The 24,993-nt window shown below is 60.1% G+C and carries 24 protein-coding genes and 3 pseudogenes; 6 read left to right on the forward strand and 21 right to left on the reverse strand.

Annotated elements, in window-relative coordinates:
- Nucleotides 1-218: 218 nt before the first annotated feature.
- The 4 genes from E1809_RS27450 to E1809_RS27100 form a co-directional block, all read right to left on the reverse strand.
- Nucleotides 219-911, reverse strand: a complete 693-nt coding sequence (locus tag E1809_RS27450; protein WP_235835654.1) for a DUF4190 domain-containing protein — start codon at nt 909-911, stop codon at nt 219-221.
- Between the two features lie 147 nt (nt 912-1,058).
- The gene (locus E1809_RS16990) at nt 1,059-1,262 is read right to left on the reverse strand and encodes a variant leucine-rich repeat-containing protein (RefSeq protein WP_133205429.1); all 204 of its coding nucleotides are present in this window, start codon (nt 1,260-1,262) and stop codon (nt 1,059-1,061) included.
- A gap of 190 nt (nt 1,263-1,452) precedes the next feature.
- The gene (locus tag E1809_RS16995) at nt 1,453-2,070 is read right to left on the reverse strand and encodes a hypothetical protein (RefSeq protein WP_205754226.1); all 618 of its coding nucleotides are present in this window, start codon (nt 2,068-2,070) and stop codon (nt 1,453-1,455) included.
- Nucleotides 2,042-2,356, reverse strand: coding sequence for a hypothetical protein (locus E1809_RS27100; RefSeq protein WP_205754227.1), 315 nt, complete (start codon nt 2,354-2,356; stop codon nt 2,042-2,044). The genes E1809_RS16995 and E1809_RS27100 overlap by 29 nt, the downstream gene beginning before the upstream one ends.
- Before the next feature lie 65 nt (nt 2,357-2,421).
- Here E1809_RS27100 and E1809_RS27755 point away from each other — a divergent pair, with 65 nt between their 5' ends.
- Nucleotides 2,422-2,553 carry a hypothetical protein gene (locus tag E1809_RS27755; protein ID WP_268908712.1) on the forward strand — a complete coding sequence of 44 codons (132 nt, stop codon included), beginning with the start codon at nt 2,422-2,424 and terminating at the stop codon, nt 2,551-2,553.
- 99 nt (nt 2,554-2,652) lie between these two features.
- On the opposite strand, the pseudogene E1809_RS27760 reads toward E1809_RS27755, so the two are convergent.
- The 4 genes and pseudogenes from E1809_RS27760 to E1809_RS17015 all read right to left on the reverse strand — a co-directional run.
- A pseudogene (locus E1809_RS27760) lies at nt 2,653-3,102 on the reverse strand (class I SAM-dependent methyltransferase); the annotation flags it as partial.
- 116 nt (nt 3,103-3,218) lie between these two features.
- Entirely contained in the window at nt 3,219-3,458 is a 240-nt protein-coding gene (locus E1809_RS17005; RefSeq protein WP_133205432.1) for a hypothetical protein, read from the reverse strand.
- A 338-nt stretch (nt 3,459-3,796) separates the two neighbouring features.
- Entirely contained in the window at nt 3,797-4,216 is a 420-nt protein-coding gene (locus E1809_RS17010) for a DUF4190 domain-containing protein (protein ID WP_133205433.1), read from the reverse strand.
- Between the two features lie 635 nt (nt 4,217-4,851).
- Complete coding sequence (locus E1809_RS17015; protein WP_133205434.1) at nt 4,852-5,655, reverse strand: SH3 domain-containing protein; 804 nt, start codon at nt 5,653-5,655, stop codon at nt 4,852-4,854.
- Nucleotides 5,656-6,018: 363 nt separating this feature from the next.
- On the opposite strand from E1809_RS17015, the gene E1809_RS17020 reads away from it, so the two are divergent.
- Together E1809_RS17020 and E1809_RS17025 are read left to right on the forward strand one after the other, a co-directional pair.
- Nucleotides 6,019-6,369 (forward strand): hypothetical protein, encoded by a 351-nt coding sequence (locus E1809_RS17020; RefSeq protein ID WP_133205435.1) that lies wholly within the window; start codon nt 6,019-6,021, stop codon nt 6,367-6,369.
- Between the two features lie 261 nt (nt 6,370-6,630).
- Nucleotides 6,631-7,323: a hypothetical protein gene (locus E1809_RS17025; RefSeq protein WP_133205436.1), complete on the forward strand. Its 693-nt coding sequence runs from the start codon at nt 6,631-6,633 to the stop codon at nt 7,321-7,323.
- A 280-nt stretch (nt 7,324-7,603) separates the two neighbouring features.
- Here the strand turns inward: E1809_RS17025 and E1809_RS17030 are convergent, their stop codons facing one another.
- The 10 genes and pseudogenes from E1809_RS17030 to E1809_RS27880 form a co-directional block, all read right to left on the reverse strand.
- The gene (locus tag E1809_RS17030; RefSeq protein WP_133205437.1) at nt 7,604-9,880 is read right to left on the reverse strand and encodes an ATP-binding cassette domain-containing protein; all 2,277 of its coding nucleotides are present in this window, start codon (nt 9,878-9,880) and stop codon (nt 7,604-7,606) included.
- Nucleotides 9,881-9,885: 5 nt separating this feature from the next.
- A complete protein-coding gene (locus tag E1809_RS17035; RefSeq protein ID WP_133205438.1) occupies nt 9,886-11,715 on the reverse strand; it encodes a protein kinase domain-containing protein in 1,830 nt (609 codons plus the stop codon).
- Between the two features lie 108 nt (nt 11,716-11,823).
- Nucleotides 11,824-12,240, reverse strand: a complete 417-nt coding sequence (locus E1809_RS17040) for a hypothetical protein (RefSeq protein ID WP_133205439.1) — start codon at nt 12,238-12,240, stop codon at nt 11,824-11,826.
- Between the two features lie 234 nt (nt 12,241-12,474).
- Complete coding sequence (locus E1809_RS17045) at nt 12,475-13,455, reverse strand: hypothetical protein (RefSeq protein WP_133205440.1); 981 nt, start codon at nt 13,453-13,455, stop codon at nt 12,475-12,477.
- Nucleotides 13,448-14,641 (reverse strand): sensor histidine kinase, encoded by a 1,194-nt coding sequence (locus E1809_RS17050; protein ID WP_133205441.1) that lies wholly within the window; start codon nt 14,639-14,641, stop codon nt 13,448-13,450. The genes E1809_RS17045 and E1809_RS17050 overlap by 8 nt, the downstream gene beginning before the upstream one ends.
- On the reverse strand, nt 14,641-15,372 hold the full coding sequence (locus E1809_RS17055; protein ID WP_133205442.1) for a sigma factor-like helix-turn-helix DNA-binding protein: 732 nt from the start codon (nt 15,370-15,372) through the stop codon (nt 14,641-14,643). Before E1809_RS17055 ends, E1809_RS17050 begins: the two co-directional genes overlap by 1 nt.
- A gap of 420 nt (nt 15,373-15,792) precedes the next feature.
- On the reverse strand, nt 15,793-16,059 hold the full coding sequence (locus tag E1809_RS17060; RefSeq protein ID WP_133205443.1) for a hypothetical protein: 267 nt from the start codon (nt 16,057-16,059) through the stop codon (nt 15,793-15,795).
- Nucleotides 16,060-16,121: 62 nt separating this feature from the next.
- Nucleotides 16,122-16,637 (reverse strand): hypothetical protein, encoded by a 516-nt coding sequence (locus tag E1809_RS17065; RefSeq protein WP_133205444.1) that lies wholly within the window; start codon nt 16,635-16,637, stop codon nt 16,122-16,124.
- A gap of 1,803 nt (nt 16,638-18,440) precedes the next feature.
- Nucleotides 18,441-18,710 (reverse strand): DUF805 domain-containing protein, encoded by a 270-nt coding sequence (locus tag E1809_RS27460; RefSeq protein WP_328591592.1) that lies wholly within the window; start codon nt 18,708-18,710, stop codon nt 18,441-18,443.
- A 61-nt stretch (nt 18,711-18,771) separates the two neighbouring features.
- Nucleotides 18,772-19,029: pseudogene (locus tag E1809_RS27880) on the reverse strand (DUF805 domain-containing protein); the annotation flags it as partial.
- A 223-nt stretch (nt 19,030-19,252) separates the two neighbouring features.
- Here E1809_RS27880 and E1809_RS17075 point away from each other — a divergent pair.
- The 3 genes from E1809_RS17075 to E1809_RS17085 are packed head-to-tail and all read left to right on the forward strand — an operon-like array spanning nt 19,253 to nt 22,738.
- Nucleotides 19,253-20,254, forward strand: coding sequence for a hypothetical protein (locus E1809_RS17075; protein WP_133205445.1), 1,002 nt, complete (start codon nt 19,253-19,255; stop codon nt 20,252-20,254).
- Nucleotides 20,247-21,542, forward strand: a complete 1,296-nt coding sequence (locus E1809_RS17080; RefSeq protein WP_133205446.1) for a glycosyltransferase family protein — start codon at nt 20,247-20,249, stop codon at nt 21,540-21,542. The genes E1809_RS17075 and E1809_RS17080 overlap by 8 nt, the downstream gene beginning before the upstream one ends.
- Nucleotides 21,518-22,738, forward strand: a complete 1,221-nt coding sequence (locus E1809_RS17085) for an MFS transporter (RefSeq protein ID WP_165962359.1) — start codon at nt 21,518-21,520, stop codon at nt 22,736-22,738. Before E1809_RS17080 ends, E1809_RS17085 begins: the two co-directional genes overlap by 25 nt.
- 104 nt (nt 22,739-22,842) lie before the next feature.
- Here the strand turns inward: E1809_RS17085 and E1809_RS17090 are convergent, their stop codons facing one another.
- The 3 genes and pseudogenes from E1809_RS17090 to E1809_RS17095 form a co-directional block, all read right to left on the reverse strand.
- Nucleotides 22,843-23,718: an ISAs1 family transposase gene (locus E1809_RS17090; protein WP_205754228.1), complete on the reverse strand. Its 876-nt coding sequence runs from the start codon at nt 23,716-23,718 to the stop codon at nt 22,843-22,845.
- Nucleotides 23,719-23,740: 22 nt separating this feature from the next.
- A pseudogene (locus E1809_RS28005) lies at nt 23,741-23,989 on the reverse strand (transposase family protein); the annotation flags it as partial.
- A gap of 215 nt (nt 23,990-24,204) precedes the next feature.
- Complete coding sequence (locus E1809_RS17095) at nt 24,205-24,816, reverse strand: hypothetical protein (protein WP_133205448.1); 612 nt, start codon at nt 24,814-24,816, stop codon at nt 24,205-24,207.
- Between the last annotated feature and the right edge of the window lie 177 nt (nt 24,817-24,993).

Genomic DNA, 24,993 nt, shown 5'->3' on the forward strand with positions numbered 1-24,993 from the left:
TCAGCGAAGCGGTCACCATCACGACCTTTGCGATCCTGGGCAGCACGCCAGTGGACCGCGGCATTGCTCACAGCAGGCACGGGGTCCCTGCACCGAAGTGCCCGGCCCGGTTTCACCAACGAACAAGAAGCCTTGACGTGCCTCCGCGGCGTACCCGGCGTGCCGACAACGGGGCAACTGGGACCGGCTTGCTTAAATTCGCCGTGGCTACTTGGCGCTTACTTGATCTGCGAGAACAGAGAGGCGACGTAGATGAAGTAGACCAGACAGAGAGCTACCCAGGCGTATGCAAGGGCCAGACCCGCAAGGGCCATTCCGCGGCCGTTTTCACCGGTACGGCGGATCTGCACCAGGGCGATGTGGCCGAGCGGAATCGCCGCGAAGCCACCCATGATGCCGAAAACGAGGGACAGTATGGCCAGGACGTTGGTCTTATCGACGGCGATCGTCCCGGAAACAGCGCGCATCGCGTAAAGGGGCGCTCCTGACTGATCGACGCCGACTTGGGTGAGGACGTCCCTGGTTGCAATAGGGGCCGGCTTTACTGCAGCTGCAGCGGTGCCAGGCCTCCGACCGATCCCCTCCGCAAGGAAGAGCGCGATCGTCGTCATGGCCAGACAGTCCAGGACAGCTGCCGGCCCGTTGACTCCGGGGGCCACGATCACGATGAGTACTCCGATCCAGCCTGCCGGCGATAGCTGCCGGAAGAGGATCCAGCCGTTTAGGGTGAGGATGACGCCAATGCTACCGACGAGCGCAGTGATGCCAGCCGGGAGGAAGAATGTGCTCAGCGAAAAAGCCACGCCAGCAGCGGCCATCCCCAGGAACAGCGGATTCGCCTCCGCTCCTTGACGGCCCTCCACTTTGTGGACGGATAGATCAACTTTCTCCGTGACAGTCGAGTGGCTCACGATAACCCCCATCGCTTTCGGTGCCCGAAAGTCGCCCGGGTACCCCAATCATGTGTACTAATTGCGGGGTCGTCAAGGACCGCTTCGAGCAGCGCCATTGTCGTGATCCGCATCTTTTCGGAAAAGCGTGCATCAACGCCGGATCGATTATTCCGTACGGCGATTCTGGATGTAAGCAGCCACATCGGAGGGGCAGCTGGGGTTCGCCAGGATGGTCTCCCATAGCTTCGGTTCCTTCTCAGCCATCTTCCGCAGTAGCTCGGCCGGCGCGTTGGGATTACCGGCCATGTCCTGCTCGACGTCACCGAGTTCCGGTACGAAGCGACTAGCGATCTTGTCGAAGAGTCCCATAGTGTTTTTCTCCTTATGTTTCTTCACTGGTGGCGTGTTCGAAGCTGAGCGGTATAGCAATTGTCTGGACCGTTGACGTTGTCTGGGTCTGACGAATGACGACCCCTACTGTTTGAGGGCTGATCTGGCTGCTGTCCTTTGATGAGTGACTCCATCGAGTCCTCGAATGGACTGGACCTTTTGGCTAAGGTCACCAGGCTCCCATCTTTCGAGCGACGGCACCGGCATCGGTGCTGATGTCCGGTGGGGTAGTCGAAGTTGAGGTAACGAGCAAAATCATGTTGTGTTTTTGGATCATCATTCCTGTGAACAGGGGATTTTTCCACGTCAGGATATTCGGAGCAATCGGGCTATTCGGTGGCGACCAGTAGAAGCGGGTTGTTTTTCCTTCGAAGGTGGTGTCGAGGAAAGGGCAGTTGCGGAGCGCCTGGGCGACGTCGTTGTAGTAGGCAGACGCCTTCGTCTCGTCGGGGAAAAGTCTTGCATTGCCGCGATAGTCTTTCTCGAACTGCCTGTTAGGTTGCGGGGTCGATGAATTAAAATCTAGGGAATATCCGGGGTCGTTCTGGTCCAGTTCGCTGAGCTTATACGGTGATCCGTATTTGAGGGGAGTCAATATGGAGCATTCCTCTGGAGAAAAAGTTTCGGAGTCCCGAATGGTCTTCAGGTCGGACACCGGCCCTGAAGTTATCTTCCCTTCGCCAACAGAGGAAACCGTAGCTTCGAACTCCTTGTTGTCAATTGGGCCGTAGTTCGTGCCGCATCCGGCAAGACCTGTGCTAATTGCGACGATAGAACCCAGAAACACAAATCTCAGTTTCGACCGCCTCCTTTGGCTGGCCGAGATGGGTGACGGTGACGAGGAAACTGCTGGCGAGCAGCCAGCCAGCAGAGCGGTAGTCAAATAGCCTGCCGGGATCCGGACGGCCACTTTGGATATTTGCCGTCTCGACGTACTCATCATTTTTTCCTCTCTGACGATCACTGGCCGGATTCTCCCCGGCGTGCCAGCGCTTCCCTGAGGCTAGACACCCAAGAACCCATATTTTTCTTCCCCGTACTACGGGTTTCAGTGTCCACTGAAATGTTGACATTTCCTCGGCGTTCCTAGGCCCACCAGGGGCTATGGGACTCATTCTGTAGACCGTTCTGACGGCGAGTGGAAGAAATCCTTGGCCTCGTGTTCGGTGAATGGTCGAAGGACCATGACGCGCTGGCAACCGTGCAGAATGGTGTCGAACACAACCTCGAGCCCCTGGGTTCTACTAAGAACCTGCTCGATGCTGGCTGAGGTTCGGCGTGGCGTTCGGGTCAACGCAGCAGCGATACCAATCAGTTGCCTAAGCGCGTGAGCAAGGACGGCCCTCGGGGCGCTTCGTCCTAGGCGTCGCTCAAGCTGAAATATTGTGTCGGTATCAGGTTCGTCGAGGGGCCAACAGAAGAATATGGTGCCGGCCGGCGAGCAGAGACGCAATGCTTCATTGATCACGCCGCGTGGGTCAGGAACGAGATGGAGGACGTTGCAGGTCAGGACCGCTGAGGCGCAACCGGACTCCAGCCCCGTCTCATGAACTGGGGCGTGCACGCCTCGATCTATGCGCTGTTTCCGAGTCGCCCGGGTCAACATCGCTGGACTGGCGTCGACTCCGATTACGTGTTGACTCAATTGGCGTGTCATGAGCCCAGTTCCGCATCCGAGGTCGACCACTGTGCACGCAGAGGGCAAGTGGCTGGTAGAAATCTGCGCCAAGGTGTCAGTCAGGGGCGAGTCCCAAATGAGGTCGTAGACGATGGCGTAGATCCTCCAGAAGAAGGCGTTGTACGCCGGATGATCACCCATCAGATGATTCGCGCTCCCGCTTGGCTTGGTTGGCGCGCTTGCGGATGTATTCCCTTCCATACGCGAGAGCGAAAATGACGCCGAGGAACAGGATGGCGCTTAGGATTTCCACGTGATCACCAGACGACAAACTTGCTGCCTGGGGCGAGCAGGTAGATTCCGTAGACGACTAGCATGAGCCCAGCCCACCAGCCCTTGGCAGGGATTATGAACAGGACCGCGAGCCCGGCGAGCACCAGAAGTACGCCATAGATCTTCACGATCCCGAACGCGATACCGTTGAGTGCTTTCCCGGCACCGTGCGCGACTTTGTCCGCCGTTTCCCAGCCACTCCGCTTCGAACTGTTGTCAGACATTTCGTACGTTCCTTTCAAAGGTGTTGTTAAGGTGCCTATGGCCGATGTGAACGGATCGCCGCGCCCAGTTGGGTTCAGTAGGGCTGCGGGGTCGGTAGAGTCAATGACGCGGTTGATGACGTGAAGAGTTCCGTTTCCCCCTACCTTCACCATGATGGAAGCAGTTGCTTCCATCCCCGAGTCTCATTGGCTCGGTTGCTGGTCAATGGTCATGATGGATGTTATCCATCATGGAAGCTGCCGCCGACCGGATAAGACTGCATATCTCGTCGGGTGTCCACCAAAGGGCGGACACGTCGGCTTCTGTGACGCAATTCAAGCGTCACAGACTGCTGAGCTCACCTGAAGTGAGTGGCGCTTGTTCCTAGGATCATGAAGTAGGCGTCTACTGCGATGATGGCGACTCCGGTCGTGATCCAACCGATAACGACCGGAGCCAAGGCAAGTCCGTGTCCTGCCTGTCCGCTGCTTTTGATCTGGGAAAGTGCGAAATGACCAAGGATCAGTCCGATGATGCTGTTGAAATGGACGACGATAAGTGCCGCGACCGCAAAACCGTTCGTTTGACCAGGGGCGGTCAGAGTCGGGTTCACGGTGAGGTTTTGAAGCGCTTGCGGCGACCGTGCTGGCATTTCTCTCTTAGGCTCCAAGGCCACCGCAAGCCAGGCGCATCCAATGCAGACCACAGCGATTGCCGGCCCGGCATATGGTGGAAGCACCCATGTGATTCCGTTGGAAAGATTGCCGAGCATCGCCATGCCCACCGCCACGGCGGCGACCGGTGCGGCCGCCAGGTGGCTTCGGACGGGTCTGCCTCGGAGCACAAGCCATGAGGCGAAATAGAACAAGACTATACAGACGTATACGATCACTGGCCCCGTCGTGCCGAGCTGTGTAGCTGGCAGTGTAAGGTAACGGGATCCCTCGCACGGCGGCAAGGTTGGCCAGTCCAAGGCCCAGCCCGACAAGCACGATGGCTGGGAGAACTAGGATCTTCTTTCTGGCACCAGAAAATAACCTCCAAGAACTAAAAGGAGGAGCCTAAACGCCAGCAGTACGTAGCTGATGGCGGCTGCTGAGGTGCAGCCGAGCGCCTGGGTTAGCGGGTAGGCCAGATAGAAAAGCGCTTGCGAGGAAAACAACGCGATGGCCGCACCGCCGAGAACACAAACTGAGTCGAGAACACGAACTGACCCGGGGCGATCCACTGGGTCAGAATCTTGTGCTTCCGGGCGCTCAATAAGATGTCGAGTCTTCGATCATGGCCACGCCTTCAACTGTGTTTCAGAGCTTTTTTGGGGGCGCCGATTCAGTGTGAGTCGTCCTGCCTGAAACCCGACGCGGAACTGGCCCGGATTTTGGGGTTCCTGACCAGTTCCTGAGTGCGGGATCCTTACGGGGCGTAGGCCCAGCCGAGGAAGCCTGGAGGCCAACTGATGCTCTTGACGCTGATGGGCTGCCCAAGTTCCAGAGTGGTAATCACCTGGCCGTTGCCGTTGGAAATTGCCACGTGGCCGTTTCCGGCGTCCCATCGTGGCGACGAGTAGTACACGAGGGCGCCGGCCGGGGCGTTCTTGTCAGCGTGGATCCGGCCCCGGGCTGCCTGCCACCGATAGTTGGAAATGGCGTTGGTGAAGAAGAAGCTGTTGCCGTAAGCCCTCGCTGCGAATACCTCGCACCATCCCCCCAGACTTGTGTTGCCGATCATGGACCTCGCATAGGCGACGGCCTTGGCCTCACGGCTGCCGCCCGTTGGTGCAGGTGCAGGAGCGGCGTCGCAAGGAGGAACAATGGGCGTCGCTGACCCGGTGATGACGAAAGCATCGGCGGCATAGCCGGTCCGTCCCCCGCCCAGATCGACCCGGTCCCAGACGTTGCTGGCTTCCCATGGCCCTTGGACATTGGCACCTCGCACGTAGCACAGGAGGGTAACCGAACCGCCCTTCGGGATCGTGCCGACAACCGATGCAGAAAGTTGCGGTGCGGACCGTACATTCAGGGAGTACGTCCGCCCTAGCCTTCCTGTCGCCGCATCTGCAGGTGCGGCGAAGGCTGCACTGGCGGCAATCAGGGCGGCTGAAACCACCCCGAAGGCGAGCACCCGTTTGAATCGTGCTTTCGTAAACATTGAGTCCCCGATCTGCGTGATCCCCAGCGAATCGCGCAGGTCCAAGGTATGGCACGGGTATTGTGTCACGGGCCTATATCGCAAGGTGGTGGACAAATTGTCCTCCGAACGGGGTACATCGCACCCGATGTAGACGTGGGGCCCGACACCGAATCTTGATACGCTGATGCGCCGTTGCTAGTTGGCGGCGGACAATCCTCACCTTGGATCAGGTACCCGAGGCCAATCGCCGGGCGACCTGCACGGGAAGCTTGTCCTCTAAACAGACGACGGCCAGAAGGTCTTCAAGGGGGCTTCGGCGGTCATGCGGCTGCCACGGGGTACAACGGTTCACGGAGACCGCTTCCATTGGGGGTGCAGGTCCGGTGAGCCCTCATGACTCGGCGCCGGATGCGCGTCTCGCGGACTGCTGTGCGGCTATGGCCTCCGACAATGAAACACAGCGATGGAAAGGCTCAGGGGGTGTTGATGCGGACTGCGGGGAAGATTCTGACCCTCCTGGGATTGGCGACCGTCGCAGCCACGGGATTGGCAGGAACGCTTATTCCCATAGGGACGGCACTGCAATGCGGGCCGCCCTTCCTCGGCGGGCTACCCAAGACTGCCGGCGGGAGGATGATCGAGACCGTCACAGGCTTGTGCTCCAGCGCGGAGAACTTCGCGGTCGTCGTGTATTGCGCGATGCTCGTGCTCGGCGGGGCAATCCTTCTCGTAGGCGCCGGACTTTGGTCGAATGCCGCGCACGCACGGCGGATCCCCGTTACCCCCGAAGCGACCCACTAGGAGCAGCCCTTTGATAGCAGCGCCCCGGCACATTCGGCCCCGCACCTACAACGTCCTGCCGGCGGGGTACCTCGACCAGGAGGACAGGATCGTAGTCGGCGCGACCGTCGAGGCCCTCGAGAGCGAGATCGCCGGGCCAGCTGCGCGTCATCCGCATCGTGGAAGCCGACCTGGACGAGACGATCGAAGTGATAGCCACCCAGCACAGCTCTCTCAGTGTTCCGAACGTCATCCACGACAGTTATGGGGGTAGGTAGAAGAATGGCAAAGTCGGATCGCAACCTTGGCACAGCCATCGTGGTCCTCATAGCGGCGACGGCTCTCGCCGCCTGCGGGGCGCCCGCGCAGTCCGCTACCGGCCAAACGCAGCAGTCATCAGCTTCGGCTACTGAAACAGGGCCCCCGGCTGCCACTTCGCAGGCGCCTGCCCGGAGCGAGGAGCCCCCTTCCGTGCCCCCGTCGGCCGCCGCCGGCGGCGCCCAGGAGAGCAGCGACAACCCGAGCATCCCGGCCGCATCGGCCCGCCAAGTCTGTCGCAGCATCCCCGAAGGGTCTATCGCTGCTGCCATCGGATTGCCTGTGAATTACAATCCGGGGCTCTCTGGAGCGGTCAAAGGGGTCTATCAGTCCGAGGACGGAGTGATCTGCACTTTCACTACTCCGGATCTGGCCAATGAGGCGTCGGTAGACATCTTCTCCACCCCGTATCCGGCGAACACCCTCAAAGCAGACCGGCGCAACTCTATCGGCGACACACTGACGGGAATCGGCGATGAAGCAATGGTGGCCGCAGACGGGATCTATTTCCGGAGCGGAATTACCTGGTATCACCTGACGCTCGATACCGCGGTCGGCCACACGGTCGGCACTACCGGCAAGGACGTCGAGTTCGGAACGCAGGGCCAGTACACGGCCTTCGCGCAGTCTGTGATCGCGGCTCACCCGCAGGACTAGACTGGAGCCGCTTGGCTAGGAACAGTCCCCAAAGCCGGTGAATTCCCCGCGCGCTCCGGGAACAAGAAGTTCAAGAACGCGCTCTTCAGATCAGCCTGGCCCGGCGTCGCTGCGACGTCATCTACTCCATGCTCAGACACGGCACCTTCTTCGAAGCACCCCCAAGCCGTCAGACGAAAAGTATGGGCACACCCCCGTGAGGAGGACGTCTGCATGGTGGTGTGCAGGACCGGATCACACAGTCTGTCCTCACCGAGCTGACCGGACGACTCCCAGACGACTAGCGTGCAGGCCCGGGTAGCCTGATCAATCGTACGAGCGCAATAGCGCAGGCAACGATGATGGCAATGACGAGGGCCCCTATCGCGAGCCATGCCCGTTCGGGAAGCGCCTCCCAGAGCCAGTCTTTCTCACTGCTCGGCACCAAGGATCTCAGGTCGATCGATTCAGCCCCCAAGGCGAAGCCCCACCTCGACGGGATCAAGGCCGAGAGTTGCTCGAGGCCCTGACGGCCGGTGACAGGGATCAGGCCGCCGGCCAGCACCAGCTGCGCCATGATTCCGACAGCCAGGATGGGCATGACCTGCTCGGATGATTTTGCCCAGGCAGATGCGGCGAGGCCGAGAGCGGCGGAGGCAATCGCGGTCAGGCTCACCGCGATCCAGAGGTCGACACCCGCAATCGGGCTGAGGATATGGTGAACCGGTTCGGGTTTGCGTGACAGGAGGATGGCGACCATCACCGCTGACTGAACGAAGCACAGGGCCGCCGCAACCGTAAGTTTGGCCAGGAGGTAGATCAAAGGGCGCAGACCGGCAGCCGCCTCGCGCCGGAAGATCTCACGCTCTCCGACGAGATCCCTCACGGTAAGCGCCATGCCCGTCACGGCTGCACCGACGACCAGCAGGACAAGCAGCTGGCTAGGCTCTCCGATCCGGGCCGGGGCGGGGACGCCGAAACCGGCATCTCCAGGGACAATAAGGGCAAGGAAGCCGAGCACCACTGGCAGGGCGGCGAGGAACACGCTGTACCCGACATCGGCCGTCATGAGCCGGAGCTGACGAGAGATCAGCGCCCGGTATTGCCTCAGCGGCGGGCTGACCGAGGGGGCGCGCTTTGACTTGAACGGTCCACTGGCCGGCGGGACGGGGCGGGACGCTTCAGTGGCAAGGTATCTTTCAAGGAGATCGTCGGCTTGGTTGGCTGCCAGACCGAACGCCTTGTCCCATTCGTCAACTCCGAAGTACTGGAGTGCCTCTTGCGGACGGCCCGTGTAGGCGGGGCTGCCTCCCCGTGCGAGGACGAGCAAATAGTCACACACGCCAATGCTCTCCGGCCGGTGCGTGACAACAACGACAATGCGTCCGGAGTCCGCAATACGTCTTAACAGGGCCATGACTTGCCTGTCCATGTCCGGGTCGAGCCCGGAGGTTGGTTCGTCAAGAATGAGCATCGCCGGCTCGGTCAGGAGCTCGAGCGCCACGGAGGCGCGCTTACGCTGCCCGCCGGACAGCCGGGCAATGGATGTTCTGGCCTGCTGGCTCAGTCCCAGCTCTTCCAGGACCGTCCTGACGCGTTTGCCGCGTTCCTCTGCGGTCACGTCCGGCGGGAGCCGCAGTTGCGCAGCGAAGTCCAGAGCGTCCTGAAGCTGCAGTGTACGGTGGATGATGTCTTCCTGGGGGACAAATCCGATACGTGTGCGGAGGGCATCGAAATTGGCCGCGATGTCCATTCCATCGAACGTCGCGCGCCCCTTGCTGGGGCTCTTCTGGCCCGTAAGGATCGACATGAGAGTCGACTTTCCAGCCCCCGTCGGCCCGATCACTGCCATGAAACGGCCATGGGGCGCTTCGATGCCGACTTCGTGCAGCAGTGCCCGGGCCTTGCGTCCCGTCCCTGCGTGGTACGCGACGCGCTCAAGGCGCAATCCCGGACCTTCCACCGCGGGCTCGACGACAGGCAATCCGCCGTCCATCGACACTCGGAAGTCGGTGTTTCCCACTGTGAGCAGGGCGCCGTCCGGGCACTCGACTGTTCCAGAGACCCGCTCTCCGTCCAGGAAGGTTCCATTCCGGCTTCCCAGGTCCCGAACCCGGAGCCCTGATTCGTCCGCCACAATCACACAGTGCCTACGCGAGACCAGAAGGTCGCTGAGGGCGACGTCGTTCTCTGCGGCGCGACCGATAGCCACCTCGCCGCGTGGCGCACGGCCCGGACTATCAGCATCCATTCTCCCAAACGGGGTCGGGGCTCCAATTCCAGTATCTAGCAGTGGGCTGAAGACAAGAGCGGGTGCTCCGCTGGAAGGGTCGCCCAAATGGATCAGTTTCTCACCGCCAAGGCGCACAATGCGTTCCCTTTTGCCGTCGGCCCACAGACCACCTGCGCTCCCTTCGTCCCGGATCCACCAGCCGCTGTCGAAATAAACTGTGGCGTGAACCCGCGAAACGGTTGGGTTGTCCAGGACGAGGTCGCCGTCACGGCCGATCGTTGCGATGGTCCCGGCCCGCACCGTCCATGTGCGCATTCCCGAACGCACCGTGAGGGTGTCGTTCACGGCGGTCACTGGGTACTGGTCGGCATCGGGACTACGCCGGGTGCGCCGAGGATCCGGGCGTCACCCACGACAAGGCTAGCTCGCCCGTCCTTCCCGCATGTGGCCCCCTGCCACTGGATCTTGAGCCGCAGGACATTCGTCATGTCGACATTGATGGGAAACGCCTGCCCATAGGAGACAGTCTGGCTGGAGACCTTCCGGCCGTCGGCGAAGACCTCCACGAGCACAGTTGACGAATTGCTCTGGGAATCGTCGGAGACTCCAGCCGTGGCTGCGAATGTCTGGTAATTCCTGCCGAGGTTGTATTCAACCGATGCGCCCTCGGGCGAATAGTCGCAGAATGTCGCAGAGAGCGAGTGCGGATAGGCGACCCCGGAAATGTTCGCCGAGCCCGAGGACATGCTCCCGTTGACGGCCGATTGGTCGGCGAGGTAGGTCGTTATTGCTGATCGCGAGACGGTGACTTTCATGATGCCGAGGGTGGACAGGTCCGTTCCTGGCTGCGGGTCCTGGGTCAGCACGGTCCCGTCGGGCGAGCTCGGATCGAACTTGTCGGTGACCTGGAGTCGTGTCGAGGTGCCCAGGAGGCGTTGAGCGTCAGGGAGGAGCTTGCCGACGAGATTCGGCACTGTTCCGGGGGCTGCGGTGGCGGAAACCGACGCAGAGGATGTGGCGGACGGGGTGGAGGAGATCGTTGCAGTCGGTGTCGCGCTCAGGCTCGGGCTTGGTGAGTCATTCACTGCGGAAGTTGTCGTTGCTGAGGATGCGTTGGTCGCGGTCGGTCGGAGGAGCGTTGTAGCAAGGACACCCGCGAGCACCAAGGCGACTACCGCTACCGCTGCGCCGAGTATCAGGGCTTTGCGGCTCTTCCGGCCCGGACCGGAGGAGTTCGCCTCATTCCCCGTCTTGTTCAGGTTCGGCTCGACCACTGTTGGCGCCGCCAGCCCGGAGAACTGGGTGGGCGTTTCGGTCACTGAGGGCCCTGGCGCCGGGGGCGGTTCGCTGAGGACCGGGGCGGCGGGTCCGTCGAGGGTCTGCGCCAGGGCTGTGAGCTGGAATGCCAGCGAGTGAGCCGAATCGGGGCGCTGCTCGGGGCGCTTGGAAAGGAGCCAGTGAATGAGGTCCCATAGTTCGTCCGGGATCCCCCCGGGCCGTCCCGGCGGCAGTTCGGCGGCCCGTTTGAGCACGGCGATCAGGGAGCCTCCTGCGAACGGCGTGACACCGCAACAGAGCTTGTACAGCATGACGCCCAGCGAGTACAGGTCCGCGGCCGGACTGGGCTCGCTTCCGTTGGCGAGTTCAGGGGCGATGTATTCGGGGGTCCCGACGAGCATGGTGCTCCGGGTTCTCTGCGAATCCGTGAGAACGGAGACTCCGAAGTCGGTCACCTTGGGAGACGTCTCGGACCCGGTCGTGTCCAGCAGCACATTCTCCGGCTTCACGTCCCGGTGGACGACGCCCGCAGCGTGCACAGCCGCGAGACCGGTTGCGATGCCGGCACCGAGCCGGCAGACCTCAGCAGGCGGAAGCGTTCCCTGTCCTGCAAGATAGGTAGCCAGGTTGGGGCCGTGGATGCGTTCCATGACGATGGCGAGCGTTTCGCCTTCCACGACCAGGTCTTCAACATGCACGAGGTGAGGATCGGCAAGTGAGACGAGGATTCCTCGTTCCTGCACGAAGCGTGACACGACCGATTGATCCTGGGCCAGGTCCGGGTGGAGGACCTTGACAGCGAGATCGCGTCCGTCGACGTCTTCTGCAGCGAACACCTCCCCCATCGCGCCTCGCCCCAGGCTCTCGGTGATGGTGTATCGGCTGCCAAGCGGTCGGCTCATCGGTGCTCTTCTCTCGTTCGTGCGTTGAGACCCGGCCGAGGATGTGATCGGTCGGGTCTCAGATTTAGTGACTGCTTCATGGGTTCGTTGATCGGTTCGGTCGGACGCTCACGAGGAGGGTTGGCCGCAGTGCTGCTTGACGTACGCATCGACACGGCTCATCGGTCCCGCATTGACGATCGCTCCGCCGATGACGGCCTTCCAGTCCCCGGAAACCGCCGCGTCTTCCTGCTTGGCCCATGCATCCCTGACGGATTCCGTGTCGCTGCGGATCTCCTCCGGGGCAACGTCCGCCATGTCTTTCCACATGCTCTTGAGATCACCGATGGCACTTGCGGCATTCAGGAGACCGTCGAGGGGATTCTTGCTGTTGGGGTCAACGTTCATCGCGCTCAGATAGAGCGACTTGTGCTTTTCCATTGCCGCGCAATAGGCCTGTACCGACCGCGGCGATGAGCAGCCTGTTGTCATTACCAGTCCTACGACAATTCCCGCGGCCGCCAGGCCCCTGATCTTGTGGCTCACCGGCCCCTCCCCTCGACATTCCCCTGCTGCCCGTTCCGTGCACGCCCCGATTCTCCCTTGAGCCTGAACTTTAGGCAGTGTCCAGGTGCAAGTTGCGGCCAGGACGTGGGCCGTTCGGGGGACATCCTCCAGGCTCCAGCCAAATTCGTCCCGGAAAGGCCCGTTTTCCGCAGACGAATCCGGTCCGCAGCTCGCTTCCGCCCAGCGACATACCGCAGTAGGTTCGGAGGCAAATCAGATGCCCACGTAAGTTGAATTTTCATCATCGTCTTCCGGGGCAAACACGACGGTTATTGAGGGGACTGACCCAACAGGGCGGGCCCGCACCGTCAACTTCCCGGGTCCGCGACGCACTTCGAGGATGTTTTTGATGCATTCCTCGGTCTCTTCGATCTTCTCTGTCGGGATGACTCCGCCGCTGTCATCGAGCAGGTTGACGGAAATGCCAAGTGTTCGGGCTCTTTCCGCTTGCTCGAGGATCGCGCGGGTTGCTAGATAGCCTCCCCGGATGGTGTCCCGGATGCGCGCCTCGATATGGAGCATCGTGTCGCGGTCATGCGGTGAAATGTCGTCCGGCGTGGTTGCGGCCAGCCGGAGAGGTGGACCTGCGAGATCTTGAACTTCCCGCGCCCAAGTTGACGCTTGAACAGACCTTGCACGGGCTCGGGCGGCGTCATCCAGGAGCCGGAGTGCCTGACGGGTCTTCGCCCGTGCCTGTCGGTCGTTGAGGTCCAGGAACCGTGCCAGGACGATCGCTGTGGCCACGAAGATTACGGGGAGGATGGCCAAGTTGACCCCCTCGTCGATGCCGTCCTGGGTGCCGGCGGACCAGACGAGGGTAAGCACTGCGAAGACCACGATCCCTGCGGCGGCTTGGATGGGCCTTCCCCTGAGTGCGACCACAATGAAGAGGCACTGGAGGGCTCCGGGGTGCCAGTCCGCGTACCCGGGCCACCCGATCGGCGGGAGCCCTGGTTGCACAAGGAGAGTCACAATAATCGCCCCTGCGGCGAGAATCCACGCCGTGACGGCTGGGAGCTGCCTGGGTCCCGGGAAGAGTGACACGACCATCATGAGGCCGTATCCGGCCATCGCGGTGATGCTGAGCTCCGGCAGTGCGCTCACGGCGAGGGCGGAGAGCCCCAGAGCGACCTGCAAAGTGGCAAAAGCGATAGCCAAAATCACGAGCAGTGATGTGGGAATTGCCTTAGTCATGGCCCGTATTCCACTCCAGGATGATCCGTGTTCCCTGGCCGGGAGCCGAGACAACAGACGCAACACCCCCGACGTCGGACATGCGCTGAACCATGGAGAGCCGGATGCCGAGCCGCCTCTGGCTTACCCCGTCCGGGTCGAATCCGCGGCCATTGTCTGCAATTTCAACTCGAAGGCGTCCCGGCGCAGCGAGCAGGGACACATTGATCCTTACAGCGTTTGCCCCTGAGTGACGGCTCGCGTTATCGACGGCGGTGTATGTCGCCTCGATAATGGCCGATGCGACAATACCGGGAACGATGACGTCGGCGTCAGGCGGCACCTGCGAGTAGATGTCGACGGGAAGGAACGCGGTGTTTTCTGAGATCGTCTGCAGGCGCGCGGGTATTTCCGACGCGGGTACGGGGTCGACGGCAAGTTGTCCGACTGCGTAACCTTCGAGCTGACGCAGTCCTTCGGCGGCGGCCTTCGACGCCGAACTCCGCTCGGCCAGGGTGGCTGCCCTGCCGGTCCGAGCGACCAAGACGAGCGCCGTCATGACGGTGTCATGAAGGAGTGCTGCGAGACGGTGTCTCTCGGCGAGGTCTGCCCGGGCAGATGCCGACTCCTGATAGGCCTCGACGGCTTCTTCCTCGGCGCTGTCTGACTGCCGCGCGCCCAGACGCATCGCCTGGATCGCGACTGATAGCGCGATGCCGACAATGGCCGCGTAGGCGGCGTCCTGCACGGCGACTTCTGCCCAGGCCGCGCCCCCCGATGGCGTAGCGCGGACGAGAGCAAACATGGTGGCGGTGGCAATGGCGTACATCGAGGCAGTCCATGGTCCGGTCGCCCCGGCGAGGCAGGTCGTTCCCAACATCAGGAAGTGCCAGAGCCACGGAGGTCCTGTCTCCGGCCCGGGGTGGCCAAGGGGCCAAAGGGTCAAGCCGACGGCGACGAGAGCCGCGAACGAGCCCATCGCCGAACGAGCCAGACTTCCCCGGATTGCCGCGGCCAAGATCACCGTCAGAGAGAATGCGATCCCGCCTCCGAAGACGATGCCCCACCAGAGCGCCGTGGAGGGCATCTCGACCACAAGATCGCCGACGGCGCGCGCGCTAACAGCGATCGCGAACACGGCAATGGATCGGGCAATGACTGTCTCTGCGGCTGCGCGGTGCGTTCTGACCCGAGCGGCCGCAGCCACTAGTTTGACCCCGGAATGACCGGTGGAAGGATGCCGTCTTCGATCGCGTTTTTGTAGAGATGGACTTTCTGGGTCGCCGGCCTGTCCTGTGCCTGGTACTTGGCCTTTGCCCGGTCGATGTAGGTTTTCGCGGAGCTGCTCTTACAGCCCATACGGACCGCGGTCTCGGCGATGCTCAACCCAGAGGCGTACAGGCCAACCGCTTCTTGTTCCTGCTTTGTTAGGGAGTTGCGGGTGAATTCGCGGTCGTTGTCCAGGACCGCAGCGAATTCGCGGCAGATTATTGGCCGGCCCGCATGAACGTCCCTGACCATGTCCATCAGTTTGATCATCGGCTCGGCCTTGCGGACGTAGCCGACTGCGCCGGCCGACATGGCGTCCCGCAATGCGGCAGGATCGTCGGCGAGCGAGTAGATGACGACCTCGCAGCCGTGTTGCCGCAACCGGTAGATGTTCATCTTTGTGTTGGACCCGTCGGCCAGGGAAAGGTCGAGCGCGACGACTTCGCACACTCCAGTGCCCGCCCCGATGAGTACATCCACACTGGGAGCGTCCTTGGTCACCCTGATCGGCTGCTCCGATACGCGCGCCTCCTGAAACGCGTAGCCGGCGACGCCGACGCGAATCGCTTCATGGTCATCGACCACACCAAGCCGGATCGGTTGCGGTCGCCCTTCATCGCCTGCGAGCTCCCGTCCACGGTAACTCGGCTGATATGACTGAATCCCCATTCCGTCCCCCTAGAACACGCCATCTGCGAGGAGGCAGGCCCTCCTGACAGCACAGTCTAGGGTCGTCGATCACGCGTTAAATCCAGTTGCCGGATCATTACGTATGACAATATTAGTCATGTCTAATACCGCGGATGGAGAGCCCGCATGACCTCCATCGTCAATCCTGAGCCATGTAAACAGGCTCTTCGTGCGACATGAGCCCAGCTGCTCTAAGCGAGGAAACCTGACTACGAGAACTTCATCACTGGCGTCGGATAATTGCCGAGTGCGCCACCGGCCCGTGTGATCGACAGCTTTCGGTAGGTTGGCCCACACCAGATTTGGAGTCTAGAGCCGTGGGCGCCTTGCCAGCTGAATGGTGCAGGACCGTCCCGGAGCCAATCTTTTTGGCTGCCAACTACCGGGGCAGCACAACCACTAAAGGCCAGCGAGAGTGGAGTCCGAGCCCTGCAGCGCACAGTACGCTTTGGCCGAGAGCTTATAGGCGCCGATCTTGAGGACCGACTCGCTTTGGCCTTTGTCCTTCAGGATCTGTTGGATGACCTTCGTCTGGTCGTCGGTGGACATCCTGTTGTAGTCAGAGCACTTCGTGTTTGCTCCTTGGTTCGCAGAACATGCTGTAAGCGAAAGCGCGGTCAGAACGACCACCACGGTTGCCAATGCGGTTTTCTTCAAGTTCCCCACGGTACTGCTCCTTTTCTGTTTGGGCGTTCCATTCGGGATTTGGAACGTCTCGGAATTTTCGATCAGTCCTCATGGCAGATCACCACTTCAAGTGCGGGGTCGGCCGAACGTAAGGCCAGTTCGATGTCTTTGCGCATCCACTCCAGGTTCTCCCTGGCCACAGGCGTGCCACCGTGCTCAAGCCACCGGACTACGTCCAGAGTGACCGTCGACCCCGCTCCCCGCGGGCTTGCAGCGACTGCAGCTTCGAGGAATGTGACCAGGCGGTTGCTCATCGAGTACCTCAAGCAGTTCGGGGTGCGTTCAACAAGCCGGACGTCGCCGTGAAGCGCATCGGAGCCAGCCACCGCTGAGAGCTCTGCATCGATCGCCTTGAGTGCCATTTCAGGAGCGAGGCCGGACCGATACTCGACAGTGTCCGAGAACATCTGCTTGGCCCGCTCGTGCTCGCTGGCAAAAACCGACTTGCAGTTGACCGATTTGACCCCCAAAATAGTCCTTCTCGCGATGACCACACAGAGGAGCGCGATGACTGCGAGGGTCGCGGCTACGATGACGAACCAAACTGCCTGGTTCACTGCCCCTCCATATTCGACGGAATGGCCTACAACTAGACCCAAGACCATCAGCTCCGAACCCGACGCACCATGGGGAGCCGGTTTCCAGCTCCGGATTGTCCTCTGATCGGCGGACGGTCTTGCGGCATCGAGTCCCTATAGTCCCCCATTTGGGGGACGCGGCAGGAACCGGCATTGATCCCTTCGAGGTTTCCTGCGATCACCCATCCGCTAATTTGTGGCGGCTGTTTCGAGCAAGGAAGCTTTGGCGGCAGGCGCGTCCAATGGGAGCGCAGCGACCTCTTCAAGTGCTGGACGTCCCGAAATCGGGATGTGTCAACGGCAGCTTGGAAGTGACCGGTGGCGGCATTTTGTTTTGCCCGCTGCTTGAATCCAAAGGGTCCCCGCCACCTCTCGCGATTGCGCTTCGCTGCGCTGGTGGTCGAGTCGTTCCAAGGTCTTCGGTCCCGTTGTACGTCACAGTGATTCCCGACGCCGGGGAAAGCGATCTCTTCGAAACCCTCGACGCCTTCGACCGGGACTTGGCCAACCTGGAGGAGATGTTCACAAGCGAAGGCACTGGCTTGATGGGCGAGGCCGGCTTTTATGACGGCGCCGGTGGAGACTCACGTGTCGGCATGCACGCCCTGAGTACCACTGGCACCGCTACGGTTTCGTGCCCGTCACCAAGTACTCCCACGAGCCTCCCGGCCCTCTCGCCTGAGATCCACCCCCTCATCACACACTCACCGTTTCAAAAGCAGCTGGGCCAGTTGTCCCCCGAATGGGTCACATCATGCCGGCACGTGACATTCCCACCGACTAGCAGACCTTCGATCGGGTATGGTAGCGCAGCGGGAGCCCATGGCGAGTTTTCACACTAAGTGAAGGATCGGAAATTACGTGCAATTCAGTAGCCTTCAAACAACAACCTGTGGGATCGCGGTCCTCGCGGTACTACTGACGGCATGCTCGTCAGTAGTCGAGGTATCATCACGGGCTTCATCAGAGTCTTCGACACAGTCGGCAGATCCGTCACCGGGACCCAGCACTGCGTTGAAGGGCGGTTGCAAGTCCGGCGGAAGCCATGCGGTTCAATATCGAGCCCTTACTTCCGGCCCTGCGACAGTGAACTGGGACAACACTTTAAAATCCGAGAGTGAGTCAACGGAGATCGCTACGGATTGGCAAACATCCTATGACGACCACAATTGCCAAGGTTTCCAGATGAGTGTGACTGCGTCAGGACCGGACAACGTAGGCTGTGAAATTTGGGTCGACAAGGTGCTGCGAGCTCGGCAAGCCCCTACCGGAAAGAACGCGAGTTGTTCGTACTTTTAACTCCGTGCTTTCTGCTTAGAACACCTGCGCCCGTCATCAAAATTTCGCAGCCCTTCTTGTGAACCGACACGCAAGCCCAGCCATCGGAGACGCTAGGCACCGCAAGCGGGGTGTTTGACGTGAACGTGGTCGCCGGTCATGCTCGGGTTCCAGTAGACCTAAACGAGCTTCGGGATATGCCGAAAGGTACCGGAAGGCCCCCACGCGGGTGTCGACCACAACCCTGTTCCGTAAAAGATCCAGCCAGACTGAACTGTACGAGCAGCTTGCGGTCGATGCTGCTGCCTCTACGTCTGCCCCGTTACGACTCATCGATATAGTTCGTCGACACGGCAGACCGTCGTCTCGGCCGGGTCAAGATCCGTGGGCGGCCGCCCCGCCCTTCGAGACGTCAATCTGGAAAGACAAGAAGGAGTCCGAATCACTCAGGGCTCACGTTGGGCACCGTTTGTGAGATGACGAGTTAGCCGTGGTTTGTCACGATCACGATGCATCGGAGGCAGTCCCGGCCCGAAGGTCGAACCGGTGTCCTTTCGGGTTCGAGGGCTGTAGAGCCAAAACCAGCAATGCAATTCCCCCAAGAAACGGGACGAGCCGAAGGAATACCAGCCAAGAACTGAAATTCCCATCGTGCAGCCGGCGAACAAGCAAAGCCAGTCCCGGCAGGAAAGTCACGACGTTCCACAGCATAATGAATGTTCCAAACAGGACCACGGATGGAAGTACTGCGCTGCTTGCCATATGCAGCGGCATGGTCGCCGGTCGCGCCCACGGCAACGCAAAGAACAACCAAGCAAAGCGTGACGACGGCAGACACCAGCGCCCATCGCCAGTACTCGCTTCTACTAGCTCGGCCGGTGAACGTCACGTACTTCCGCCAGAACCTGTCGATCGCGGCGGATGTTGAGACACCGTAATGGGGCTCCCACAAGGGCACTTCCGAAGCAATCTCGCCAGTCTGGTATTGCGGGTGTTGTGAAGGCTTTGTCACTGATACTCCTAGCTCGATACGGTTCTGCTCGCCTCCGCTTGTTGCGGCCTGCACTGCTTTTGTCGTCGTTGCGGGCAGCACGGACGAAATCGAAGCGCGTCGATCTGTTTCAGGACAAATCTAGGCGGTTCGATTATTTCGGGCGTCCATAGCATTCGGCCCGCCTGCTGGCGAGTCAAGCCCGTCTGCCTTGTGAGATTCACGTCACAAATCAGGCGCTATCAGCATTTCCTTGACATCGAGACCTGGACACAAGTAGCGTCTGCAACTGACGGATCTACTCGAGTAACCAAGGGGGAGTTAAATGAATACCGTTGTTGCACCTGAGTTCACCTTCACTGAGGAGGAGAAGAACTCGATCAAACGCGAACTTCGCGAAATCGGCACCAATCCTTACAAGGACTACAAGCCATTCAGAAGAGTTGTACGGGAATACTCGGCCACTCTTGCTGGGACCCGGCTCTCTGACTTCGTGGCCGAAGTCAAGGAACGCGACCAGCTAGAACACCCGTGCGTCACGATGGGAAATTGTCCGATCGACGATGACATCCCTTTCCTTGACTTTGAGAATGCCGTGGAAGACAAGCGGGCTCGAAAAACCACCTACGTGTCAGAAGCCTTCCTGCAGGTATTTGCGGAACTTGCCGGACAGCATGCTATTGGCTACATGAACGTCAACGATGGTGACGTCTTCCAGGATATTCATCCATTGAAGCGGTTGTCTGATTCGCAGTCCCAGAAGGCGCTTAATGACATTGCGTTCCACAAGGATCTTGCGAATCACTTCGTGCGTCCTGACTGGGTCAACATTGTCGGGCTACGTGCCAGCCACGAAAATCGTATCTATACCTCGTTCACGAGGAACAAGGATGTTATCGATAATCTCGACGACCGCACGCTTGAGATTCTCTCGAAGCCAATTTTTTACACCCCGTTCGATGACCTTTCGAAGGACGGAGGACGGGTTCTGCTTGGCGAGGCTGACTACCACCCTGTGATCGGCGGCGCAGGACCCAACGATGTGCGGGTATTTGAGAATCGAACCCTCGGGTTGAACCCGGAGGCGCAGACTGCCCTGTACAAGCTCTTCAAAACGCTCCACCGCCATAAGCAACGGTTCAACATCTCGCCGGGTATGTTCCTGGGCGAAGCGAACAACGAGAGTATTCATTGCAAGGAGAACCACATCGTGAACGACATTGAAGCGCTCCAGCATCGATGGCTGCAAAAGACGGTAAACGTGCGCGACGTCAATGACCACGCTGAGCACCTCGTGTCGGGGACGGACTACCTGATCAATGGTTAAGACTACAAATGCCCTTGCTGTCGCATCGATCGATGGCCTTGCAACGGTTGAATGCGGAATCGCAAGCATTGTCCATTGGTTCTTCGAGGAGTTTGAGGGGATTGCCGCGACAAGCGCCGGCTTGCGGGACAACGACTGGTCCCTCTATGCCTTGGCGCCCCGGATCGATGAGCGATCTTCTGACTTTTCGCCGGCAGTTCACCGGATTGTGAGCGATGCCTGCGGACGACATGGTGGGAGCTTTCGTTGGTTCGATGTTGAAGACACGTCGAGTCTGAAGACCGTCTGGTCCCTCGACAAGCCGGAACGTTGGGAGACCATGTGTGCCGGACTTGCTGCTGAAGTCAAGAGACTATGCACTGAGCATGCGCGCGTGACGCTGGTCGTTCATGGTGTGATGCTGACGGCTCTCCGTGAGTATCTTTCGGAAGAGGACAACCTTCAGATCGTTTTCGTGGCCCATAGCCTGGGGAGGGTCTTTGATGACAAGGCTTCCAACAACCGAAGCATGTTTGAAGATCGCGGCTTTGCCGCAATGCAGAAGTTCCCTCAGGATCGTGTCGCCTACATCGGCTCCTACTTCCGATCAATACTCCTCGACAGATATGACCTGAGTCCGGACAAGCTAGTGCCGATGATCAACGCGATCCCTGAGTCGTCCTTTCGTTTCCCCAACGTAGATCAAGAGGAGGCGCACCGGTATCTCGCCTCACGTGGGATCCCGCTGGACAAGCGCCTCTATTTTTCTTGGGGACGGTGCACTGGACAGAAGGGTTTCGACGCGCTAATTCCGGCATTTCGGACGTTTCTAAAAACAACCCCTGACGCGCACCTAGTGCTACTCATGCCGCAGGAAGTGTCGCCGCAGGACTACATCGATCTCCTTGACCGTGAGCTCAGTTCGATTCCGGAGGAAAGCGTAACAGTCATCCGCGAATTTGACCCCCTTATTCCTTACTTTCTCCTCCAGCATCCGGCATTGTTCGCTGCGATCTTTGCATCGCGTTTTGAGGGAGCTCCCTTAACCGTCCTTGAAACCCTGCGTTTTGGGCGCAGCGATCTAAAAATCCTCTGGAACGATATTCCGCCAATGGCTCAGTTCCTGAACGGGGTTGAAAATGCGATTGTAATGAAGTCGCTGTCCGAGGAGCACATCAACGACGCATTGCGTGAGGCCGAGAACTCCCCCCGTCTTGAACGGCAGAATCAGGGAGGATCCTACCTGGATAACATCTCCGAAGGACTGGCGGAAGCCCTCAACTGGTGGACCGAGCCATCACTCGCCTGACCAGTCTGGCGATTTCGTCGGCCCGATTCTCATATTTCGCGGCCGGTTACTCCCTCGCGTGCTGGTACTCACAAGTACCAGCTGTGAGGGAGCGTCTAGGGCTCAATGACCTCGAGTTGGGATGTGCGCTAACCATTGCTCCCCTGACGACGCTGATCAGTACTTTCCTCTATGGGCGTCTATCCTCTGACGCCCATAAAGGAAGACGACTGTCGATTTCCCTGGTACTTCTCTCTACCTTCGTCCTGGGTATTGGCCTTGCAGATTCAAAGCCCTGGCTCTTCATTTCGTTGGTACTGCTCGGCATTTCAAATTGCGCCGTACAGATTGAGTCAAACAGCCGCGCCCATCTTGTTGAAGACGTGTCTCGGAAGAGCTTCTCGCTCTCTTGCCATGGTTTTTACTCAGTGGGAGTCGCCGTCGCGGGTGTGCTTGCGACCATCATTCCGGGAAATAATGCGGGCCCTCCGATGCTCCTTTTTTCACCGGGCCTCGTTGTACTCGTCGGGCTAGGTATTTTTAGAATTCAGCCAATCCAGGAGGCTGCTTCCAGAGAAGCAGCGGAAGCATCATGGTCAGAACGTACCGTCAGACTCTCGCGTGGCCTTCCAATCGTGCTTCTGCCGGGGCTGGGAATGGTGCTACTCGCTCTCGAGTCGACAGTGAACGGTTGGCACAGTGCTCTCGCTTTGGAGAACGACCCCGGGGCTGACTGGCCAGGCATCATCTTTGCGGCGTACGGAACAGGAAGTCTCCTGATTCGGTTCACGGGAGATTTCGTGCGGCGTAAGTACGGTCTCCTAACAACGTTTGTAGTCATGTTCCCGGTCTCGTTCTCCTGCTTCGCGATTTACCTAATGACACACAGCGTGCTGGTGCTGGTGGTCTTCTTCTTCCTCCTGGGTGTTGCGCTGGGGATCGCTTATCCCGATGCATTGCGGTTGGCTTCACTTCGGGAGGGTTCAGGCTCGAATCGTGAGATTTCAACTGTTATCAAATTCGGAACACTGGGAGTAGTTCTATCGAACCCGGCGATCGGCCTCACCTCCGAATTCATTGGTGTCGGGGGGGCATTCCTTGTCCTTAACATTGTTGCGCTGGTGGCCGCGGGGCCGGTTGCCGTGAAGCTTGTTAGTTCTGCAAAGGAGATGGCTTTTGGAACAAGACGTGAAAGTGCAGGAAGAATCAACCGGTGAAATGAGCAATCACGCTTTCATCCTTATGACTGGGTGCAAGGCGGCGTGTGGTTCCGTCGGAGCTTGCGCGCAAGAGTTGGTCGATGACCCACCAAAAACGCCGCTTATTGATCCTCTCCGGGGCCAGGGATCCGGCAAAGTCGTGGTTCATGTGGTTTGAAGGAGCTTGAGGGCCCTGGCTGGGTCGCGGGCGTGGTGTCTGTTGGCGTGGGCGATGTTGGTTGTCCGGCCAGGCGGAGGAGGCCGATCGCGAGGCTGCGGAGGCTGGCCATCACTCTGGGAGCGTTACCGGTCCTGATCAGGGATTTGTCTTCTCCGTAGGTCACGTCGCGGACCCAGTGGAGCTTGTTCTCGATGTGCCAGTGTTCCCGGACCCAGTTGGCGAGGGTGGAGGGGTCGGTGTCCGCGCTGGTGATTAGGTACACGATCTCGACAGTCTTCTTGCCCTTGACGGTCACGGTCCGTCGGAGCTGAGCGACCTGGGATGCGCCTGCGAAATCGATCCAGGCAGGGACCGTGGTGGTTTTGATGGTGCGCCGGCTACGGCGGCCACGGTTCGTGGTGATCGTGGAGACCGCGGGGACCTGCGCCCAGGGCAAGGCCTTCAGGCGCTGGCGCAGGGATGGCTTGTTCCCCTTGACTGTCATAACGTAGTCGGCGCCCCGGCTCACGATCAATGCTGCGGTGTCGGTTTGGGTGTGCATGGCATCCAGGGTGATCACAGCGCCGGCAAGGTCTTCGAACCCGGCTAACAGGTCCCGGACCGCGGGGATCTCATTGGACTTCTGCGTCACTTGAACTTGTCCCAGCACGGTGCCGATCCCGTGGGCCAGGGCCGCGACCAGATGAGGGGCAGCAGCGTCCTTTTTCCTGGCGCCACGGACTGTTTTGCCGTCGATCGCGATTACCCGGCGCCCTTGAACGGTTTTGCATGCGGGTGAAGGCCCAGGAACCCAGGAGCCGATCGAGCCGGTCAGCATCAATCGTGGCGAAGGCCCGACGGAACGTTGATTCCTCCGCTGGACCGCGTGCAGCTCCCAGCCGAGAAAGGATCTCCGGGCTGGTATCGGCAGCCGAATGCCCGATCGCGGCAAAAGACCGGGCGCCGGCCAGAACCGCGGCGACTCCGATCGTCAGCAACCCGGCCAGAGTATGCCGTTTCCCCCGCGCTTTCCGCGGATCGGGCACCTGAGAGAGGATCTGGAGGAGATCCATGGCGTCATGGACGGGCAGGGGATGAGAAGATGGCATCTGAGAACTCTTGGCAGGGAAGTGGCGTGAACACCTACTGACTTACCGGGAGTTCTCTTCGATTAACAGCCCGACCCCGGATCGTCTCACATATTAAGACGCCACGCCCCAGCCCACGACTTTGCCGGATCCCTGCAGCCTGACCCACCCACCACGGAGACAACCGGATTTACACCACAACACGGGACTTGACCACGGATATTACGAAGGCACGGTTAGAAGGCCTCCAGTTTCGACCTCGCAGCGTCGACTAGCTTCCGAACGTCCGCTTGGCTCAGGCCGATTGTTGCCAGTCGAATCACGACATTCCGGGATTGGAACTCGACGTTTTGCTCATCCAATTTCGTCCCATCGGGGTAGGCTCCGCTTCCCGCTGGCTCGGAATGGAGTTCATAGGATTCGACCCATGAGACAATTCCGGGGCCGAACGATCCTGAAGGGTCTGCTCTCGGCGTGACTTTGGAACCGTTGATGTCGGTATATCCAACGCAATTGCTAACGCCAGAAGCGATCAGCTGCATGTGGGAGGTAGCGGCAGCGTTGTCATCGAAGGCGCGTGCCGCTTCATTAAGATGGCTCCCACCAAGAATGTTTCCAGGCATCAGGGTTACCGGGCCACCGCTGACCGACCAAACTGCCGAATCCCAGTCCTTGTCCGATTTGTTTTCCGAGCCGTCCAGCGGCGCCTCCCGGTTGAAATGGCAGAACGGGAGGGTTTCGGGAGCGTAGGACCTCGTCAGATCCGCAATGTATCCAACGGTATTGCTGGTCGGCTTACCTAGCTGGCCACCGTTCAGCTTCAGCGCGGTTTGTTCCTGTTCGCCCAAGAGAACTGATGGAAGTTGGTCCTGGCTAATGGTGCTTGCCGAGGAATGGCCCGACGCAATGGCCACCGCCGGTGCCGGGGACGCCAGTGTTGCCTGCGAGAATCCGCAACCGGCTAGTGCAATCCCGGTCCCTGCGATGAGAAACGCGAGCAGTGGGCGTTTGTGCATGATTCCCCT

It is taken from the genome of Arthrobacter terricola (genome assembly GCF_004354015.1).
GTDB classification, from domain to species: Bacteria; Actinomycetota; Actinomycetes; order Actinomycetales; family Micrococcaceae; genus Arthrobacter; species Arthrobacter terricola.